At 60.3% G+C, this 19,409-nt stretch carries 14 protein-coding genes; 7 read left to right on the top strand and 7 right to left on the bottom strand.

Annotation, left to right across the window (positions count from 1 at the left end; translation table 11 throughout):
- Window positions 1-36: 36 nt before the first annotated feature.
- Both nudE and cysQ read left to right on the top strand, forming a co-directional pair.
- Entirely contained in the window at window positions 37-603 is a 567-nt protein-coding gene (gene nudE, locus J3P89_RS26885) for an ADP compounds hydrolase NudE (protein WP_305497515.1), read from the top strand.
- Window positions 600-1,427, top strand: coding sequence for a 3'(2'),5'-bisphosphate nucleotidase CysQ (cysQ, locus tag J3P89_RS26880; protein WP_434696183.1), 828 nt, complete (start codon window positions 600-602; stop codon window positions 1,425-1,427). Before nudE ends, cysQ begins: the two co-directional genes overlap by 4 nt.
- Before the next feature lie 145 nt (window positions 1,428-1,572).
- Here the strand turns inward: cysQ and J3P89_RS26875 are convergent, their stop codons facing one another.
- From J3P89_RS26875 to rfbC, 4 genes are all read right to left on the bottom strand, one after another.
- Entirely contained in the window at window positions 1,573-2,028 is a 456-nt protein-coding gene (locus tag J3P89_RS26875; RefSeq protein ID WP_434696182.1) for a YiiD C-terminal domain-containing protein, read from the bottom strand.
- Window positions 2,029-2,063: 35 nt separating this feature from the next.
- A complete protein-coding gene (locus tag J3P89_RS26870) occupies window positions 2,064-3,452 on the bottom strand; it encodes a sigma-54-dependent transcriptional regulator (RefSeq protein WP_434696181.1) in 1,389 nt (462 codons plus the stop codon).
- Complete coding sequence (locus J3P89_RS26865) at window positions 3,449-5,257, bottom strand: sensor histidine kinase (protein WP_434696180.1); 1,809 nt, start codon at window positions 5,255-5,257, stop codon at window positions 3,449-3,451. The genes J3P89_RS26870 and J3P89_RS26865 overlap by 4 nt, the downstream gene beginning before the upstream one ends.
- Window positions 5,258-5,318: 61 nt before the next feature.
- The gene (gene rfbC, locus J3P89_RS26860) at window positions 5,319-5,867 is read right to left on the bottom strand and encodes a dTDP-4-dehydrorhamnose 3,5-epimerase (RefSeq protein ID WP_434696179.1); all 549 of its coding nucleotides are present in this window, start codon (window positions 5,865-5,867) and stop codon (window positions 5,319-5,321) included.
- A 151-nt stretch (window positions 5,868-6,018) separates the two neighbouring features.
- Here rfbC and J3P89_RS26855 point away from each other — a divergent pair, with 151 nt between their 5' ends.
- From J3P89_RS26855 to J3P89_RS26835, 5 genes are all read left to right on the top strand, one after another.
- Window positions 6,019-8,931, top strand: coding sequence for an aminotransferase (locus J3P89_RS26855; RefSeq protein ID WP_434696178.1), 2,913 nt, complete (start codon window positions 6,019-6,021; stop codon window positions 8,929-8,931).
- 249 nt (window positions 8,932-9,180) lie between these two features.
- Window positions 9,181-10,059 carry an N-carbamoylputrescine amidase gene (gene aguB, locus J3P89_RS26850; protein ID WP_434673309.1) on the top strand — a complete coding sequence of 293 codons (879 nt, stop codon included), beginning with the start codon at window positions 9,181-9,183 and terminating at the stop codon, window positions 10,057-10,059.
- Window positions 10,060-10,062: 3 nt separating this feature from the next.
- On the top strand, window positions 10,063-11,169 hold the full coding sequence (gene aguA, locus J3P89_RS26845) for an agmatine deiminase (RefSeq protein WP_434570310.1): 1,107 nt from the start codon (window positions 10,063-10,065) through the stop codon (window positions 11,167-11,169).
- Between the two features lie 244 nt (window positions 11,170-11,413).
- Window positions 11,414-11,614, top strand: coding sequence for a hypothetical protein (locus tag J3P89_RS26840; protein ID WP_305497506.1), 201 nt, complete (start codon window positions 11,414-11,416; stop codon window positions 11,612-11,614).
- A gap of 298 nt (window positions 11,615-11,912) precedes the next feature.
- Complete coding sequence (locus tag J3P89_RS26835; RefSeq protein WP_434696177.1) at window positions 11,913-13,199, top strand: OprD family porin; 1,287 nt, start codon at window positions 11,913-11,915, stop codon at window positions 13,197-13,199.
- 274 nt (window positions 13,200-13,473) lie between these two features.
- Here the strand turns inward: J3P89_RS26835 and J3P89_RS26830 are convergent, their stop codons facing one another.
- From J3P89_RS26830 to J3P89_RS26820, 3 genes are read right to left on the bottom strand one after another with little or no spacing between them, the layout of a single operon-like run.
- Window positions 13,474-13,866: an Imm50 family immunity protein gene (locus tag J3P89_RS26830; protein ID WP_434696176.1), complete on the bottom strand. Its 393-nt coding sequence runs from the start codon at window positions 13,864-13,866 to the stop codon at window positions 13,474-13,476.
- Window positions 13,867-13,869: 3 nt separating this feature from the next.
- Window positions 13,870-18,561 carry an RHS repeat-associated core domain-containing protein gene (locus J3P89_RS26825; protein ID WP_434696175.1) on the bottom strand — a complete coding sequence of 1,564 codons (4,692 nt, stop codon included), beginning with the start codon at window positions 18,559-18,561 and terminating at the stop codon, window positions 13,870-13,872.
- Entirely contained in the window at window positions 18,561-19,301 is a 741-nt protein-coding gene (locus J3P89_RS26820) for a DUF4123 domain-containing protein (RefSeq protein ID WP_434696174.1), read from the bottom strand. The genes J3P89_RS26825 and J3P89_RS26820 overlap by 1 nt, the downstream gene beginning before the upstream one ends.
- Between the last annotated feature and the right edge of the window lie 108 nt (window positions 19,302-19,409).

Below are 19,409 nucleotides of genomic sequence, written 5' to 3'. Positions count from 1 at the left end.
GGGTATAGTAGCCTGCTATCGCCCAGGGAGCCGTTTATGCGCCAGACACCCACCATACTCGACCGACGGATCGTCGCCACCAGCCGCCTGTTTTGCGTGGAAGAACTGAAACTGCGTTTTTCCAACGGTGTGGAACGCACCTACGAACGCCTGGCGGGCAAGGGCGCAGGATACGGTGCGGTGATGATCGTGGCGATGCTCGACGCCGACCATGCGGTGTTGGTGGAAGAGTATTGCGGCGGTACCGAGGCCTACGAATGGTCCCTGCCCAAGGGCCTGATCGAGCCGGGTGAAGATGTGCTGGCGGCGGCCGAGCGCGAGCTCAAGGAGGAAGCCGGTTTTGGCGCCCGTCAACTGGAACACCTGACTGAGTTGTCATTGTCTCCCGGCTACATGAGCCAGAAGATCCAGGTGGTGCTGGCGACCGATCTGTACGAAGAGCGTCTGGAAGGCGACGAACCCGAGCCAATGCGTGTGGACAAGGTCAACCTCGGCGAGCTGTCGGCCCTGGCGCAGAATCCTCAATTCACCGAGGGCCGGGCGTTGGCGGCGTTGTACCTGGCCCGCGATCTGCTGACTCAGCGCGGAGCTTACCTGCCATGAATTTTCCGCATTCCCTGATGGCCCCGGTTATCGAGCTGGCGCTCACGGCTGGCGACGCGATCCTGCCCTTCTGGCGGGCCGATGTGGAGGTCGTGCGCAAGGCCGACGAATCGCCGGTGACCGCCGCGGACATGTCAGCTCACCATGTGATCGTGGCCGGGCTCAAAGCCCTGGCGCCGGATATCCCGATCCTTTCCGAAGAGGATGCCGATATTGCGCAAAGCGTCCGCGCCGGCTGGCAACGCTGGTGGCTGGTGGATCCGCTGGACGGCACCAAGGAATTCATTTCCGGCAGCGAGGAATTTACCGTGAATATCGCCCTGATCGAGGACGGACGAGTGGTGTTCGGTGTGGTGTCGATGCCCACCAACGGTCGTTATTATGCCGGCGGTGCGGGCCTGGGTGCGTGGCGCGGCGACAGGGATGCCGAGCCTGCGGCCATTGCGGTGCGTAACATGCTGGCGCCCGGTGAAACCTTTACGGTGGTCGCGAGCCGCCGTCATACCAGCCCGGAGCAGGAACGCCTGTTGGCCGGTTTGAGCGAAAGCCTGGGGGCGCTGCAATTGACCAATATCGGCAGTTCACTGAAGTTCTGCCTGTTGGCTGAAGGTGCGGCGGATTGCTACCCACGTCTGGCGCCGACGTCGCAATGGGACACCGCCGCTGCCCAGGGCGTGCTGGAGGGCGCGGGCGGCGAGGTACTCGACCTGCAGGGCCAGCCGTTCTGCTATCCGGCACGCGAGTCGTTATTGAATACGTCTTTCCTGGCGCTTCCGGCGAAAGCGCCGTGGCGTGGGAAGTTGCTGGAGCTGGCTCGTTCTTAAAATCTGATCTTTTAGCCCAGAAGCTTTTGTGGCGAGGGAGCTTGCTCCCGCTGGGCCGGTCCGACGCTTCGGGCGAAGCGGCCCCAAAGCGTCTGCTGCGCAGCCGAGCGGGAGCAAGCTCCCTCGCCACGGGTCTATGCGCCAATCAGCGATGCAGCACGTACTGCCCTTCAAACCGCACCGCCACGTCCTTGCTATCCACATTCACCACCTGCGTCTGCAAGGCCAGCCTTGCCCGTCCGTAGCGACGATAAGTGGCCAGGAAACGCGTCCAGGTCTTTTTATCAGGCGCCTCACAGATGACGGTCGCGTCGCGGGTAACCGGTAGCGGATAACTGATCTGCCCTTCCTGGATCACGATATGCCCGTCTTCGATGCCTTCCTCGCGCAGCGCCAGGTGCAGCCAGCCCCAGCCACCGAGCACGGCGCCGCAATACAGGCTGCCGCCGAACATGGTGCTCTTGTGGTTGACGTTGGCTGCGATCGGCAGGAACAAGCGTAGCTGCCGAGCTTGCCAGCCGAGCACCTTCAGGCCCATGTCCTGCGTCAGCGGGATGTCCCGGTGCAGGATCGTTTCCAGGTAGTGGCTGTCGCGGTTCATGCAGGCCCTCTTGGCTGAAAGTGAAAGGGTGGAGCTCAATCCGACTCTTCGGTCGGGCCATGGCTGCTGTCGCCGAAGTTCAGCCCGTGTTTGCGCAACTTGTCGTGCAGCGTCTTGCGCGGAATGCCCAAGGCTTCGGCGAGGCTGCGTACGGAGCTGTGGGAACGGGCCAGTTCGGCGGCGATCAGGGTTTTTTCAAAGTTCTCCACCTGCTCGCTCAGGCCGCCGCTGATCACATCCACCGCAGCGGGGCCGCTGTCCGGCGCGCTGTTGTCCAACGCCAGTTCCAGGCCCAGGGCAAAACGTTCGGCGGCGTTCTGCAATTCGCGCACGTTACCCGGCCAACTGTGGCGTAACAGCAGCGCCCGGTGGGGCGGCTGCAGTTCGTGCGGCGGCAGGCCATGGCGGGTGCTGGCTTCGTTGGCAAAGTGCTGGAACAGCATCAGCACATCTTCGCCGCGTTCGCGCAACGGTGGAATGCGCAGCGGCGCGACGTTCAGGCGGTAATACAGGTCGGCGCGAAAACGGCCCTGGTCGGCGGCCTGGCGCAGGTCTTCCTTGGTGGCGGCGATGACGCGGATATCCAGCGGGATCTGCTGGTTGCCCCCCAGCCGTTCCACTACGCGCTCTTGCAGCAGGCGCAGCAGTTTGACCTGTACGTCCAGGCTCATGCTTTCGATTTCATCGAGGAACAATGTGCCGCCATTGGCGAATTCGAACTTGCCGATACGGCGTTTTTGCGCGCCGGTGAAGGCGCCGGGCTCGTGGCCGAACAGTTCGCTTTCCACCACTGACTCAGCCAGGGCGCCGGCGTTGATCGCCACGAAGGGCCCGTTGCGCCGGCTTGAGAGGTCGTGCAGTGCGCGGGCAACCACTTCCTTGCCGGCCCCGGTTTCACCGAGGATCAACACGTCGGCGCGGGTCGCCGCCAAGGCGCCGATCTGCTCGCGCAGGCGCAGCATGGGCGCCGATTGGCCAACCAGGCGGGCGCTGAGTTCATGCCGGTCACTAAGGGCCAGGCGCAGGCTGCGGTTGTCCAGGACCAGGCGACGCAAGGCCAGGGCTCGGCGAACGCTGTCGAGCAGATGATCGCTGGCGAAGGGCTTCTCCAGGAAGTCATAGGCCCCGGCGCGCATTGCCTGGACCGCCAGCGGTACATCGCCGTGGCCGGTGATCAACAGGACCGGCAGCTCCGGATCCTGGGCGTGCAGCTGGTTCAGCAGTTCAAGGCCGTCCATGCCGGGCATGCGAATGTCGCTGACAACCACGCCGGGCCAGTCTCGGGGCAATTGCCCGGCCAGGCCATTGGCCTCGCCCAGGGGCAGGATCTTCAGGCCGGCCAGGTCGAGGGTCTGGCTCAAGGCCTGACGCAGGTGGGGATCGTCGTCGATCAGCACCACCTCAATCTGGTTATCGATGGTCATACACTACGGTCCTCGGACGGTTGCAGGCTCACCCCGGGCGCGCCCGCGCGCAGCTTCAGGGTAATCAGGGCGCCACCTTCCTTGTGATTGGCGAACAACAGCTCGCCGCCGAAGGCGCGCATCAGGGTGTCGCAGATCGCCAGCCCCAGGCCAAGGCCCTGGGTGCGGGTCTTGGTGGTATAAAAAGGCTCGCCGGCCCGGCCCAGGGCTTCCATGCAGAACCCCGGGCCGTTATCGCGTATGTACAGGTTGACGCCGGTTTCCGTTGCCTGGGCACTGAGCCAGAGTCTGCGCGGTGGGCCCTTTTCGGTCAGGGCATCAAGGGCGTTTGCCAGCAGGTTGCCCAGCACTTGGCGCAAGCGTGTTTCGCCGGCCTCGACCCACAAGGTGGCGGCCGGCAGGTCACGGATCAGTTCCACTTCCATACTGCGCCGACGTTTGGCGAGCAGCGCCAAGGCGTCGTCCAACGCCGGTTGCAGGGCGACGCTTTCCGGCGCGTGGCGGTCGCGGCGGGCAAAAGCGCGCAAATGGGCGATGATCGAGGCCATGCGCCCGGTCAGTTCGCTGATCAGCTTGAGATTGCCCCGGGCGTCGTCGGTGCGCTGATGGTCGAGCAGGATCTCGGCGTTTTCCGCGTAGCTTCGAATGGCCGCCAGCGGCTGGTTGAGTTCATGGCTGATGCTCGCCGACATGGTGCCCAGGGCCGACAGTTTGCCGGCCTGCACCAGGTCGTCCTGGGCGCGGACCAGCTCCTGCTGGGCCTGCTCGCGCTCCAGCACTTCCTGGCGCAGGCGCCGGTTGAGGCCTTCCAGGTCACTGGTGCGTTCCGCCACCCGACCTTCCAGCTCATGCCGGGCCTTGGCTTCGAAGGCGATCCGTTCCAGGTAATGGCGCCGGCGCTGCATCATCAACCCGAGCAGCAACATCAAGACCAGCAACGCCGAGCCACCAATGACCACCACCGTGCGCACCGGACGATCGATCAGCGTTCGCGGGGCCAGGATGCTCACGTTCCAGCCAGTCTCTTCGATGACCTGGGTCTGGGTCAGCCAGGCGTTGGCGTCCAGATGAAGCGGCTTCGGATCGCGGGTCGGGTAGGGTTGGACCGCGCTGATTGCCTTGCTCTCTTCGGTGCTCAAAGGGCGGGTTGCGCGAAACCGCCATTCCTGGCGTGAAGTCAGAATGACCACGCCGTTATGGTCGGTCACCAGCAATTGCTCAGGGGTCTTGCCCCACAGGCTTTCGGTGTGGTCCAGGTCGACCTTGACCACCAGTACGCCAATGACTTTTTCGCGATCACGTACGGCGGCGGCAAAGAAGTAACCGCGCTTGCCCGACGTGGTGCCCAGGCCGAAGAAGCGTCCAAGACGCCCGGCCATGGCTTCGATGTAGTAAGGGCGGAAAGCAAAATTGCGCCCGACGAAACTGTCGTGCTTGTCCCAGTTCGATGCCGCCAGGGTCTTGCCAGTGGCGTCCATCAAGTACATGACTTCAGCGCCAGTCTGGGCGCTGATGTTCTTCAGCAATCGATTGGCATTGCCCTGGGTAACGCCATCATCCGGCGCAGACAGGACTGCGCGCAGGGGCGGCAGCTCGCCAAGAATCTGCGGCAGCACTTCATAGCGGTGCAGGGTGCCCAACAGGTTGGCGACATAGAGATCGAGCGTCTGGCGATTCTGCCCGGCCAGCTCGCTGCGGTAGTAACGCTCCGCCAGGTGCTCCAGCGGCCACAGCAACGGCGCCAGGCACAGGGCCAGCAATGCCAGGCTGCGCCAACGGGGTCTGCGGGGGAGAGTGGAATTCATGAGCATGATGCGCCTGTGGGAACAGGCGCATTATGCCTAGGACATGCGTCAACGTCTTCGATCAGGCGAAGACGTCTGCCTGTTCCAGGGTCGAAGCCGCCAGGTCCTTGCCGGACAGTTGCGGCTGGATATCCCCCAACTGCCAGTCGATGTCTAGCGCAGGGTCGTTCCACAACAGGCTGCGTTCGGATGTCGGGTCGTAGTAGTTGGTGGTCTTGTACAGGAATTCCGCGAATTCACTCAGGACCACAAAGCCGTGGGCGAACCCTGGTGGCACCCAGAGTTGACGGTGATTGTCGGCGCTGAGGCGTACCGCAACCCATTTGCCGAAATTCGGCGAGCTGCGGCGGATATCCACGGCCACATCAAGCACTTCACCAGCGGTGACGCGCACGAGTTTGCCCTGGGTGTTCTGCAATTGGTAATGCAGGCCACGCAGCACGCCTTTCAGCGAGCGAGAATGGTTGTCCTGCACGAATCGAGTGTCGATGCCGGTCGCGTCCTTGAATGCCTTGGCGTTGAAGCTTTCATAAAAAAAACCGCGCTCGTCACCAAATACCTTGGGTTCGATGATCAAGACACCGGGCAGGTCGGTGGCGATTACATTCATTGGGTGTCTCCATGGGAATGGCAGCAGCAAGGGTGTCCATTCTTGCCCAAAAGCAGCGGTCGGCGCGAGCCCGTGTCGAAGAGGGGGGTTGCTTATCCACCGACTCAGTGGCGAGATAGGCATCCAAACAAAACCACCCAGGGGTCGTTGTATGCCACTCGCCACGTTGGTTCACCGTGCCAGTTTGCCAAGCCCACAGATCAGCGCCGAACAGGCACTGGTACTGCTGCGCTCGAATTACGGACTCAGCGGTGACCTGCGACCCCTTGGCAGTCATCAGGACCTCAACTACCGCGTCGACAGCGAACGCGGGCGGTTCGTGCTGAAAATCTGCCATGGCGACTACGCCGTCCAGGAGCTCCAGGCCCAACATGCCGCGCTCAAGCAGTTGGCCGGGCACGGCGCGGTGAAGGTGCCGCGGGTGATCGAGGCCGCCAATGGCCATGACTTGCTGACGCTAGAAGTCGACGGCCAAGCGATACACATGCGCCTGCTCGAGTACATCGACGGCCAGTCCCTCACCCAACTCAAACACCTCACGCCTGACCTGGTGACTGGGCTGGGCCGCCTGTGCGCCGACATGGACCTGGCCTTGGCCACATTCGACCACCCGGGCCTGGAGCGAACCCTGCAATGGGACGCGCGCCACGCGCCAGCCTTGATCGAACACCTGTTGCCTGTCATCGACGATGACCAACGGCGTCAGTTGATCGCCGACGTCGCACAGCAGGCCGAACGGCGCTTGCAGCCGCTCAAGGCCAGCCTGCCGATGCAGGCGATCCACATGGACATCACCGATGACAACGTGGTCTGGCAACGCGATGCGCAGCGCCAATGGCAACTGCAGGGCGTCATCGATTTCGGCGACCTGATCCGCACCTGGCGTGTCACCGATCTGTCGGTCACCTGCGCGGCGCTGTTGCATCATGCCGATGCAGATCCGTTTTTCATCCTGCCGGCGATCAAGGCCTATCACGCGGTCAATCCGTTGCAGCGTGAAGAGCTCCAGGCGCTTTGGCCGTTGATCGTGGCCCGCGCCGCTGTGCTGGTACTTAGCGGAGAGCAACAGGTCGCTGTCGACCCGGATAACCAATATGCTCGCGACAACCTCAGGCATGAATGGGAAATCTTCAACGTCGCCCATTCCGTGCCGCTTGAGTTGATGGAAGCGGCGATCCTTGCCGCCGTGGGCCATAGCCTGCCGCCCTTTGCCAACGAGGGTTTCGCACCGCTGTTGCCGACTTTGGTGGGACGTGATTTCGCCCTGATCGACCTGGGTGTGCTCAGCCCGCATTTCGAGGCGGGCAATTGGGAGCAGCCGGGGATCGACCAGCGCCTGCTGAGCGAAGCCGCCGCCGTGCATGGGTTGGCGGCCAGCCGTTACGGGCAGTATCGGTTGTCCCGCACCCGGCCGGACAGTGCCGAAGAGCCCGATACTTATCCGCTCCATGTGGAACTGCACATTCCTCACGGTACGCCGCTGGAATCGCCCTTCGCCGGGGTGTTGCACAGGGATGCTGACGGCTTGCTGCGGCTCGATGGCCCGCAATTGAGCGTGCGTTTGTGGGGCGTTTCCTCGTCGCTGCAGCCCGGGGCCGCGCTGGCAAAGGGTCAGGTAGTGGGCGAGGTGGCTGGGCCATTGCTGGTCCAGCTGTGCCGGGGCGCGCATCTGGCCCCGCCATTGTTCTGCACACCGTCCCGGGCGCAGGCCTGGCAAGCGCTCTGCCCATCACCCGCGGTGCTGTTGGGGCTGGCTTGCGATGCCGAGCCGGAAATCGATCCGCAGGCGCTGCTGGCCCGTCGCGATGCCAGTTTTGCCCGTTCGCAGAAGCACTACTACATCGACCCGCCGCGCATCGAGCGTGGCTGGCGCAACCACCTGATCGACATGCAGGGCCGCTCGTACCTCGACATGCTCAACAATGTCGCGGTGCTGGGCCATGGCCATCCGCGCATGGCGGCGGTCGCGGCCAGACAGTGGTCGCTGCTTAATACCAACTCGCGTTTTCACTACGCGGCGATCGCCGAGTTTTCCGAACGCCTGCTGGCACTGGCGCCGTCGAACATGGACCGGGTGTTCCTGGTCAACAGCGGCACCGAAGCCAACGACCTGGCGATCCGCCTGGCCTGGGCCTACAGCGGCGGGCGCGACATGCTCAGCGTGCTGGAGGCCTATCACGGTTGGTCGGTGGCGGCCGATGCGGTCTCGACGTCCATTGCCGACAATCCCCAGGCCCTCAGCAGCCGTCCGGACTGGGTGCACCCGGTGACGGCGCCGAACACCTATCGTGGTGAATTCCGCGGTGTCGACAGTGCGCCGGACTACGTGCGCAGCGTCGAGCACAACCTGGCAAAAATCGCCGAACAGAAACGTCAGCTCGCCGGCTTCATCTGCGAGCCGGTATATGGCAATGCCGGCGGCATCGCGCTGCCACCGGGGTACCTGAAACAGGTCTACGCCTTGGTGCGCGAGCGCGGTGGTGTCTGTATCGCCGACGAGGTGCAAGTCGGCTACGGGCGCATGGGCGAGTTTTTCTGGGGCTTCGAGGAGCAAGGCGTGGTGCCGGACATCATCACCATGGCCAAGGGCATGGGCAACGGTCAGCCGCTGGGGGCCGTCATCACCCGCCGGGAAATCGCCGAGGCGCTGGAAGCCGAGGGGTATTTTTTCTCTTCCGCCGGCGGCAGCCCGGTCAGTTGCCAGGTCGGCATGGCCGTGCTGGACGTCATGGAGGAAGAAAACCTGTGGGAAAACGCCCGGATCGTTGGCGGACATTTCAAGGCCCGCCTGGAAGCGCTGATCGACCAGTATCCATTGGTCGGCGCGGTGCATGGCTCCGGGTTCTACCTGGGCGTGGAGCTGATCCGCAATCGCGACACCCTCGAACCGGCCACCGAGGAAACCACCGCGCTGTGCAATCGCCTGCGGGAGTTGGGCATCTTCATGCAGCCGACTGGTGATTACCTGAACATCCTCAAGATCAAGCCACCGATGGTCACCAGTCGCCAGAGCGTGGACTTCTTCGTCGACATGCTGGCAAAAGCCCTGGAGGAGGGGTTGTAGTTTATCCGGCACAGCACGCTGTTTTCCTGTGGGAGCGAGCCTGCTCGCGAAAGCGGTGGATCAGTCAACGTCAATGTTGAATGTTCCCCCTCTTCGCGAGCAGGCTCGCTCCCACAGGTTTATTGGGTATTAATTCGATTTTTGTCGGTGTTTTGATGACAAATTATCTGCTTTATGGTTTTTCATGCTTCAAATACCGATTTTTATCGGCTATAAAGGCGCTACTGTCCATCGCCTGGGAGATGATTCATGAGTCGTATCGTTACCGTAGCCGCCACGCAAATGGCCTGTTCCTGGGATCTCGAAGCGAACATCGAGACCGCCGAGAAGCTGGTCCGCCAGGCCGCTGCCCAAGGCGCGCAAGTCATCCTTATCCAGGAATTGTTCGAGACGCCGTACTTCTGCCAGAAGCCGAACCCGGATTATTTGCAGTTGGCGACTCCGGTTGACGAGAACGTCGCCATCAAGCACTTCCAGAAAATCGCCGAAGAACTGCAGGTCGTGCTGCCGATCAGTTTTTTTGAACGGGCCGGGCGTGCGCGTTTCAACAGCATTGCGATCATCGACGCCGACGGTCGCAACCTGGGCATCTACCGCAAGAGCCACATCCCGGACGGTCCTGGCTACCATGAGAAGTATTATTTCAACCCTGGCGATACCGGCTTCAAGGTGTGGAATACCCGCTATGCGAAAATCGGCGTAGGCATCTGTTGGGACCAATGGTTTCCAGAGTGCGCCCGCAGCATGGCGTTGCAAGGTGCGGAAATTCTGTTTTACCCGACCGCCATCGGCAGCGAACCGCACGACAAGACCATTTCATCGCGCGATCATTGGCAGCGTGTACAACAGGGCCATGCCGGCGCCAACCTGATGCCGCTGGTCGCCAGCAATCGCATCGGCAACGAAGAGCAGGATGGCTATGACATCACGTTCTACGGCTCCTCGTTCATCGCCAATCAGTTCGGTGAAAAAGTCCAGGAATTGAACGAGACCGAAGAAGGCGTGCTGGTACACAGCTTCGACCTCGACGAACTGGAACACATTCGCAGTGCCTGGGGCACTTTCCGTGATCGGCGCCCGAACCTGTACGGCGCGATCAAAACCCTCGACGGCTCACTGGAGTCCTGAATCATGACAACTTTGCACAGCACTCCGCGCGCGGACGGTTTTTACATGCCTGCCGAGTGGGCGCCCCAGACTCAGGTCTGGATGATCTGGCCCGAGCGCCCGGATAACTGGCGCCTGGGCGGTAAGCCCGCGCAGGCCGCTCATGTGGCGGTTGCCAAGGCCATCGCCCGTTTCGAGCCGGTCACCGTGGCGGTATCCGCCGCCCAATACGAAAATGCTCGGGCGCGGCTCGATGTGCCGAATATCCGCCTGGTGGAAATGTCCAGCGACGACGCCTGGGTCCGGGACACAGGCCCGACGTTCGTGATCAACAACAACGGCGAAGTGCGCGGTGTCGATTGGGACTTCAATTCCTGGGGCGGCTTCGAGGGTGGGCTGTATTCCCCATGGAACCGGGACTCGCTGGTGGCCGGCAAGATTCTCGAAATCGAGCGCAGCCCGCGCTACCGCACCGAGGGCTTCGTCCTCGAAGGTGGTTCGATCCATGTCGATGGCGAAGGCACTTTGATCACCACCGAGGAATGCCTGCTCAACCACAATCGCAACCCGCACCTGAACCGCCAGGAAATCGAGGCGGTGCTCAGTGCCCAATTGGCGGTGGACAAGATCATCTGGCTGCCCGATGGCCTGTTCAATGACGAAACCGACGGCCATGTGGATAACTTTTGCTGCTACGTACGCCCTGGTGAAGTGCTGCTGGCCTGGACCGACGACCCGCAGGACCCGAACTATGCCCGCTGCCACGCGGCGATGGATGTGCTGCAAAACAGCACCGACGCCAAGGGCCGCTCGTTCACGGTGCATAAAATGCCGATTCCCGGGCCGCTGTATGCCACCGAAGAAGAATGCGCCGGGGTGGACGTGGTACACGGCTCACAGGAGCGCAAACCTGGCGAGCGTCTGGCCGGCTCTTATGTGAACTTCCTGATCGTCAATGGCGGCATCATCGCCCCGAGTTTCGACGATCCACTGGACAGCACGGCCAGGCAAATCCTGCAGGACCTGTTTCCCCAGCACGAAGTCATCATGGTGCCTGGGCGAGAGCTGTTACTGGGGGGCGGAAATATCCATTGTCTTACCCAACAGCAACCTGCCGCGCACACAAAATGAGTGGGGACGTAACAGCCCGGTGACTTCAATCGCAGCGGCTCTACACCGGTGCTTTTGGATCCATCCTGGCAAGCCCGCGGCCCCATTGGGGCGCGGGCTTTTTTGTGCGCGGTTCGTCGGCGAGCCGTTTACCTTGGCATAGCTCTTGTATCGACATCCGTGCAGTTCTGGGGAGTGGAGCTGCGTTGTTTTGTCATAAACCTTGGATAAATTGGCCGCTCATCAACCAGGAGAGGGCGCTGGAATGAATATGATAAGCGAGCGCACATGCCATCCCTTGGCCGTAAATGGTGAGTCGCTTCAAGCGTTGGCGCAGTGGTTGAAGTCCAATGGCACGCGTCAGATCAGAGAACCTGATCCGCGCCGGATGATCATCGAGCGCTACCCCGTTGGCCTGTTCAGCGAGGCGGAGCTGGAAGCGTTGTGGGATGTCATGCAGGGATAGAATTCGACGGATTGATAAAAAGCGCTGGCCGAAAGGCTGGCGCTTTTTTTATGGGTGTGCTTTTTCGCCTGATTACCGAAGATTCACGAAATTGACACGGACTTCAGGGCGCGACTAGGATTCGCCCCACGCCTGTGGCCAACAGCCATGACTCTTAAATAATAAAAAGGCCCGACACGATCGATCCGTGGCCGGGCCTTTTCATTATTTCCAGGAGCAAGAGTCCGAAAAAGAGCGCAAAAAGCGCCATTTCGGTTGCCGGTTACGGTGCGTATCAACCCGTACAAGGAAAATAATCATGTTGAACAAACGCTTTACTTTGCTAGCTCTGGGGATTTTGAGCACAACACACGCCATGGCCAGCGATCAGTCCGAGTCCAATGGGTTCGTCGAAGACAGCAGTCTGAAAGTTCTGTTGCGCAACGCCTACATCAACCGCGACTACAAGGACGGCAACAAGGACAAGGCCGAATGGGGCCAGGCCGCCATCGGTACGTTCTCGTCCGGCTTCACCCAAGGCGCAGTGGGCGTAGGCGTGGATGCGTTCGGCTTGTATGCACTGCGTCTGGACGGCGGCAAGGGGCGCACCGGTGCACAAGGCATCGATTTCTTCAAGAAAGGCGACAGCGGCAACGCGGCCGATGATCTCTCCAAATTCGGCGCCGCGGTGAAATTCCGTGTCTCCAACACAGTGTTGGCCTACGGCGACCAGATGCCGGCCCTGCCGGTGTTGAACTACGACAATTCGCGCCTGCTGCCAGAAAGCTACACCGGCACGCTGATTACCTCCAAGGAGATCAAAGGGCTCGAATTGAACGCCGGCCGCTTCACCGCCGAGTCCCGTAAAAGCGCTGAAGGCCGTGACAGCGGTGGCTTGAAATCGATCAACGTACTGGGCGGCAGCTACCAGTTCACCGAGCAATTCAAGGCTTCGCTCTACGCCTCGGATGTCGAAGACGTATTGAAGAAGCAATACGTGAACGCCAATTACGTGTTCCCGTTGGCCAAGGACCAATCCCTGACCCTGGACTTCAACGGCTATCGCACCAAGCTGGACGACAGCTATGTTCGCGAAAACGGCGTCACTGGTGACGACAACAAAATCTGGAGCCTGGCGGCAACTTTCGCCACCGGCCCGCACAGCTTCACGCTCGCCCATCAGCGCAGCACCGGCGACAGCAACCTGGGCTACGCCTACGGCGGCTACCAACGTGACCAGAATCGTGTCGGCGACGGTGGCAACACCATCTACCTGGCCAACTCCTACTGGTCCGACTTCAATGCCGAAGACGAACGCAGTTGGCAGCTGGGCTACGGCCTGGACTTCACCACCTTCGGTGTACCGGGGCTGACCTACAACGTGGCCTATGTGCGTGGCGACAACATCACCACCTCCACCAGCGAAGGCGGCACCGAACGCGAGATCTTCAACCAGTTCAAATACGTGGTCCAGAGCGGCCCGGCCAAAGACCTGAGCGTACGGTTGCGCAGTTCGGTCCTGCGCGTGTCGCAGAAATCCAGTGAGTACAACGTCAGCGGTAATGAGCTGCGGGTGTTTGTGGATTATCCGATTAATGTTTTTTGATGGTTGATTGGGTTTAGGGAAACTTTATGAAATCCTCGGCCTGACTATCAGGTCGGGGATTTTGAGATCTTTTAGATTTTTGGGGACTGGTGGTAGTGGAACGGTGTGGCTTTCTTCGGGCCTTCGCCTTTGCGCAGAGTGAGGAGGCGGAAGGCTCCCAGGTCTGTTTTTTGATGTTTGATCGGGCTGCCACAGTTTAATACGCCCGATCTTCGGATGGAGGACAGGTCGACGCATTTTCTCAAGAGTTTTTTATGGAACTCTCGGCATGACCTCATTCAATTACGTTTCTATAGGCTGAGGGTCCACATAGCAGCAAGTGTTTGGTTTCTAGTTCTATAAGCGAGGTTTCGTTAGATGCTTGAATTAGAAGGCTATCTTTTTGTTGTGTTATCTGAACAGTTAGTTTGGTGTTTGTTGGTATGTTGATGATTTTTAGGTTTTTTGGTGTTCCGCAATTTAGACCTACTCGGCATATGTTAAATCCTGATTGCTTCCATTTCTGCGGGGGGGCATCGGGGTATTCTGCAATGTCGAATTCAAAAATGAGTGTCGGAATATCGTTGTCTATAATTAATGACGCCAAGTCGATTTTGCCGATAGGTACCGGGGATGAAAAAATCTTATTAAAAAAAATACTTCCTTCAAGATCATTCCAGAAAATCATGGCTTACTCCGTGAAATAATAATGTTCTTTTGCGATTTTTCCTGTTCTTCTTTGTTCTAAGGGACGCAAATTAAAATGTGCTTTCTGGTCGCCTCTATTGTCTGGTTGATTAAATTGATGCCCCGCAGAGTGGTCTTGGATTATGACTTTAGAACCGTCGTGTCGTGTAAATTGATATTCTCGAGCCGAAATTGGTTTTCCTTTGCTGTTCAGTACACTCTCGCCGGATCTCTCCGTCATTCTTGCATAGCTGTATTGTTGTGTTTTTCCCGTGGTGGCGTCGTAAACAAGGTCCGGTTGCTGGGTCTTTGGTATGCCAGCGTCTGTTTTTGCATGCCTAAATGCGCCGTGGCGAGAAGGTTGGGGTAGTTGAGGCTCGCTTTTTTGCTGGCCTTCAGCTGGTTTATCTTTGTTCCCCGGACAATCCACCAACCCCAACGGATCCACCCACCCCGTCGGGTTCAGGGTGTACCGGTACCCATTGAGCCCACCCGCCAGCTTGCTCGGATCCGCCGTCAGATACCGCCCCGTGTCCGGATTGTAGTAGCGATGCCGATTGTAATGCAGGCCGCTTTCCAGGTCGTGGTATTGGCCTTGGAAACGCAGCGGCTGGGTCAGTCGCTTGCCGGCGCCGTGGGCCAGTTTGGTGAGTTTGCCGTAGCCGGTGTAGCGCGCCGCCCAGACGATTTCGCCCTGGTGGCTGGTCAGTTCCTGGGGCGTGCCGAGGTGGTCGTTGTGGTAGTAGAACGGCGTGGCGTTTTTTGGGCCTTGGCCTTTGAGCAGGGCGAGGGGGCGGAAGGTGCCGGGCTCGTAGACGTAGCTTTGATAATGCTGGTCGCTGCTTTCGGCGATGAGCTGGTCGCCTTGCCAGATGAATTCGGTGGTCTGGCCGTCCACGGTCTTTTCGATGCGTCGGCCGAAGGCGTCGTAGCGGTAGGACGCTTCGTTGCCTTCCGGGGTGGTGAGGCCAATCAGGCGGTGCTGGTTGTCGTAGCGGTATTCGGTGATCAGGCACTGGGCTTTGCCGCGGCGCTCGCGGACCAGGTTGCCGTAGGCGTCGTAGTCGTAGTGGCGATCGCCCTCCATCAGCAGGCGGTTGCCCTTGAGGGTGGTCGGGCCGGGGCGGTCGTGCAGCAGCAGGTTGCCGGCCGGATCGTGGGAAAAGTGCTCGGGGGGCTGGCTGTGGGCGTAGTCGATACGCAGCAGGCGATCTTGCGGGTCGTAGTGGTAGGCGCGTCGGTTTCGGGTGTCGGACAGCGTGGCGAGGTTGCCATTGGCGCTGTAGGAATAGTCGCGCCAGAACAGTTGTTTCTGCTGGGTCTGCCACACGGTCTGGGCCTTGAGGCGGCCCTGTTCGTCGTAGCTGTAGTCGCTGAGCAGCAGGCCTTGCTGGCGCTGGCGTTCGCGGGTGCCGGTGAAGCGGTGTTCGGTCAGGCACTGGCCGTTGAGGTCGATGGCCAGCAGCGCGCCGCCATAGAGGTGGCGGTAATTGAGGGTGCTGCGGTCGGGCAGGCGGCAGTAGGTCAGCCGGCCGGCCTCGTCGTAGCGATAGTGCAGGGTGGCCCAGCCCTGGTGTTCGGCGACGAGGCGGTCCTGGTTGTCGTATTCGTAGGACAGCGGCCAGTGGCCGTCGTCGACGCTGACCAGCCGGCCGAGGGCGTCGTAGCGGTACTCGACCGGTTTGCCGTCGGGCAAGGTCTTGCGCAACAGGCGGCCAGCGCTGTCGCGCTGATAAGCGGTGAGCCGCTGGCTGCCATCGGAACCGAACTCGGTCTTTTCCAGCAGGTGGCCGTTGAGGTCGTAGGCGTAGCCGGTGCGCTGGCCGTCGAAGCCGGTTTCCTGTCGGATCAATCCGTTGGGCGTGTAGGCCAGCTGATATTTTTCGCCGGATTCGTTCTCGATTTCGGTGAGCAACAACCGCGCCGAGTCGTAGCGATACTTCAGTTCGCTGCCATCGGGATTGAGCCGCCGGCTGATCAGGTGCAGGTCGTCGGCGTATTCGTAGCGGGTGATGCGCCCCAGTTCGTCGCGTTCGGCGGTGACCTTGCCGTAGGCGTTGTAGCTCCAGGCGCGGGTGGCGCCGGTGGGCAGGGTGGTTTGCAGCAAGCGGCCGACGGCGTCCCATTGGTAATGGGTGACAGCGCCATGTTCGTCCTGGCGGCTGATCTGCCGGCCCAGCGCATCGTAGGTATATCGAAGCACGCTATCGTCGGGCAGGCACTCTTCCACCAGTTGACCGAGAGTGTTCCAGGCCAATGAATGGGAGCTACGGTCGGGGTGGGTAATGTGTGTCAGGCGACCTTGGTCGCTGTAGTGGTAGTACGTGATGTTTCCGTCTGGATCGGTCTGCCGGGTAATGTCGCCTTGCCGATTGCGGCGGTATTTCCAACTGGCTTTGCCGCGATGGACATCGCTGACGAACCCGTTGATGTGTTCGTACACCACCGGTGCTTCTTCCGGCGGGATGATGGCAGTCAGCAAACCATCTTCGTCGTAGCGGTATTCGGTCACGGCTCCCAGTGGGTCTTTCTCTGCAACCAGCCGGCCTTTTTTGTCATAGGCCTTGCGATGTTGGGCGCCGTCCGGATCGGTCTTGCTGATGAGCCGGGCCTTGTCGTCGTGGGTATAGACCTCCTCGCTACCGTCGACATTGGTTACGGTGACGCTGCCGTTATCGTCCCAGGCATATCGTGCCTGCATTTGCGAGAAACTGGCCCAATGCCGGATGCAGCGGGCCAGCTTGCCTTTGTTCTGCCACTCCCAGAAAAAACTGGCGCCACCAGCCAGCTGTCGCTCGACGATGACATGCTGTTCGTCATAGCGATAACGCTCGGTTTCGCCACTGGCATTTGTCACCTCGACCAGTCGATGCAGGGCGTCATAGTGGTAAGTGACCAGCGTCTGGGCAGTCGTCCAGTATTGCTCATACGTTTGCGCCACTTGAAATCGCTGATAGTCGACCGCGATGATGCGACTGTCGTGGTAACGCAAGAGCAGCCCACGTCCCGCGCCGTTGTCCAGGCGTTGGATTTTTCCGACGACGTCGCGAGTAATGCGCAACCGATTGCCATAACTGTCGCTGATGGCAATCAAAGTCGCGTCATCATTTTGAAGGTGAAAGTGATAGAACGAAGGACGCTGACCCGCTTGAGCCACGATCAGCTCGTTGGGCGCGTCACCCAGATAGATAGCCGCACGGGACAGGCTGTTGGTAATCGTCGGACGCTGCTGGCTCGGACGCGGGAAGGGGATCGACCGATTTTCATGATCGGTCCAGACGACTTCATTACCGATGATTTCGAGCCGATGGGCCAGCGCATGGCTCCAGCCGTAGCCCAGGCCACAGTCGATTTCCACTGCGCTGGTCCGATACAGGCGTGTCCACTCGAATCGCAACAGTCCGTCGAGTTGGCCATCGTTCAGCGTCAACAACTCTTCGCCGGTCACCATCGATACCGGGCATTTATCGGTGCAGGTACGGGCGGCGGGTTCGGCACTCTTGCCGGTGGGCGTGGTAGCCTGCCTGGACGCATCGTCGGCTGTCTTTCCAGCGACCAGCCTGGCGTTTCTCCTGCCGTCAATGCGTAGCTCGACCGCACCTTTTTTCATCGGCGCAGCCAGGCCCCGCACCGCTACGGGAATGTACTTGGCGACATACCCCATGAAGCCATTGATGATGGCGAATATGGACTCTACGAAACCGGTCACCGCTTTGAGGATTATTTCCCCATATTTCTTCAGCCGTGCCGCGAGATAGATGATCCCTGTGCCCTCGGCAACCACCGTCAGGACAATCGCCAGCACGATGTCGATTACGATTCCCATGACCGCGGCGGTGGTCATCCTTGCGGTATCGCCGGCCGTTTGCATCGGCGGTAGGCTTGCCAGCCAGATCAGTGCGCAACGCATCATCAGGAAGAGTGCGGCCTCGTCGCTGGCCAGCAGCATGGCTTTCTTCATGATGTCAGGAGTTTTCCTGGCGACTTCGATGAGCCGATCAGCCCCTTCTCCCAGCTCTTCAACGAACTTCGCCGGGTTTTGCAGCATCTCAAGTGCCAGGCGGATTCCATCCCACACGCCCCTGATGGCTTCCCAGCCGCCTTCGAGAACGCCGCTGCCCACTGCCAGGGCGGTGCCGGAGACAGACAGGCTCGACCATTGGTGCCGGTAACCCGCTGGGCTCTCCCATTTATTGCGCAGGAATTTTTCCAGCTCGCCTGTCAGCCCGTCATAGGCATTGAACAGCTCATTGATCTGAGTCGGTGTGACCTCGCTGTGCACGCGTATCTGGTAGTACTTGCCGGGAACACCTTCGGTCCAGCGGGCCTTTCCCTGTGCATCCAGCCTTACGGTGCTGACCGCGCCGGTGTCCACATCGACGATTTCAACGTCGATATCGCCGATCGGGATGTCGTAGACCGACTCGAACTTGCTCTCGATCAGCAAAGGCCCTTTGCGTGGGCACCTGGCCACATTCGAGTTAAAATCGCTGTCAGTCATTCCCAGCGTTTTTTGACTGTCACCGACCTTGATGCCGCGTTCCATGCCCGTCAGCGAAGGCAGGTCCCTGAGCCGGCTCACATCGTCGGCACGTTGTGCATACCAGGCTTGGGTCTGCTCCTGATAACGCTTCAAACCGTCCTTGAATGTCGCCAGTTCCTCATCGACGAACGCGATGTGATTATTCGCGGACATCAACCTTGCTCCAGCATCAGATCGTCCAGCAGCGTTTTCCGGAGATTGTCCTGAGATTTCGCGTGGCGTACGTAGTGGCTGACTTTCAGTTTCAGAATGCTTTCTGGCCAAGCGATATAAACGTCAAGGCGCTCTTCTTCGAGCCAATGCATCAGGCTGTCTACCAATGCCGATGGGCTCTCCAGCGCGTCCAACAGCTTTTCTGACATTTCCCACCACGGCCAGTCTTTCGCCGCAGGCACTTTCGTAGGGACTGTTTCCAGGGACTTGCCATTGATCAGGTATCGCTCGAAGATCGGTAAAAGAGTGCTGGCGTTGCCACCCAGTTCTTCCAGGATCGGATGGATGTATCGCCCATCCCAAAACCGAAAAAATACCTCGCTCCCGTCCGGCATCCTCACTTGCGTCAAGCTGCGCAGATGCGCCAGTACCTCGCCGGGTTCGCAGCGGGATACGGCCAGCCAGCCCCAATCGAGGGCATCGCTCCCAGCGATCCATGTCAGGAACGCCGAGTCGGGCTCAAGCTTGGTGACATAGGGCATCACCGCTTGCCAGGCGGCGTAGGGGGTGTCGCACCAGATGGGCAGCAGTGGATGGGCGGGAACTGAAGTGCGAAGGGCTTGCAACGCATCGGCTTCGCTCGCTGCGCTGATGATCAGGTACAGGTGTTCGTTTTCCTGCAACGGCTGTTGCGCCAGCCATGTCCTGGGGTCGAGGGGCGTGAACGCAGATGGCGCCATGAGGCTCTCCTTGCCGAAAGGTGGTGTCGGAACCGGGATTTGTCCCGGGGCCGCACGTCTATCAAGGAATGAGCCAGGTAATTGGGAACGCCCGCGAGCCGGCGGCTC

This window comes from Pseudomonas sp. Z1-14 (genome assembly GCF_051132005.1).
GTDB lineage: Bacteria > Pseudomonadota > Gammaproteobacteria > Pseudomonadales > Pseudomonadaceae > Aquipseudomonas.
This window is presented reverse-complemented; position numbering and strand designations above follow the sequence as displayed.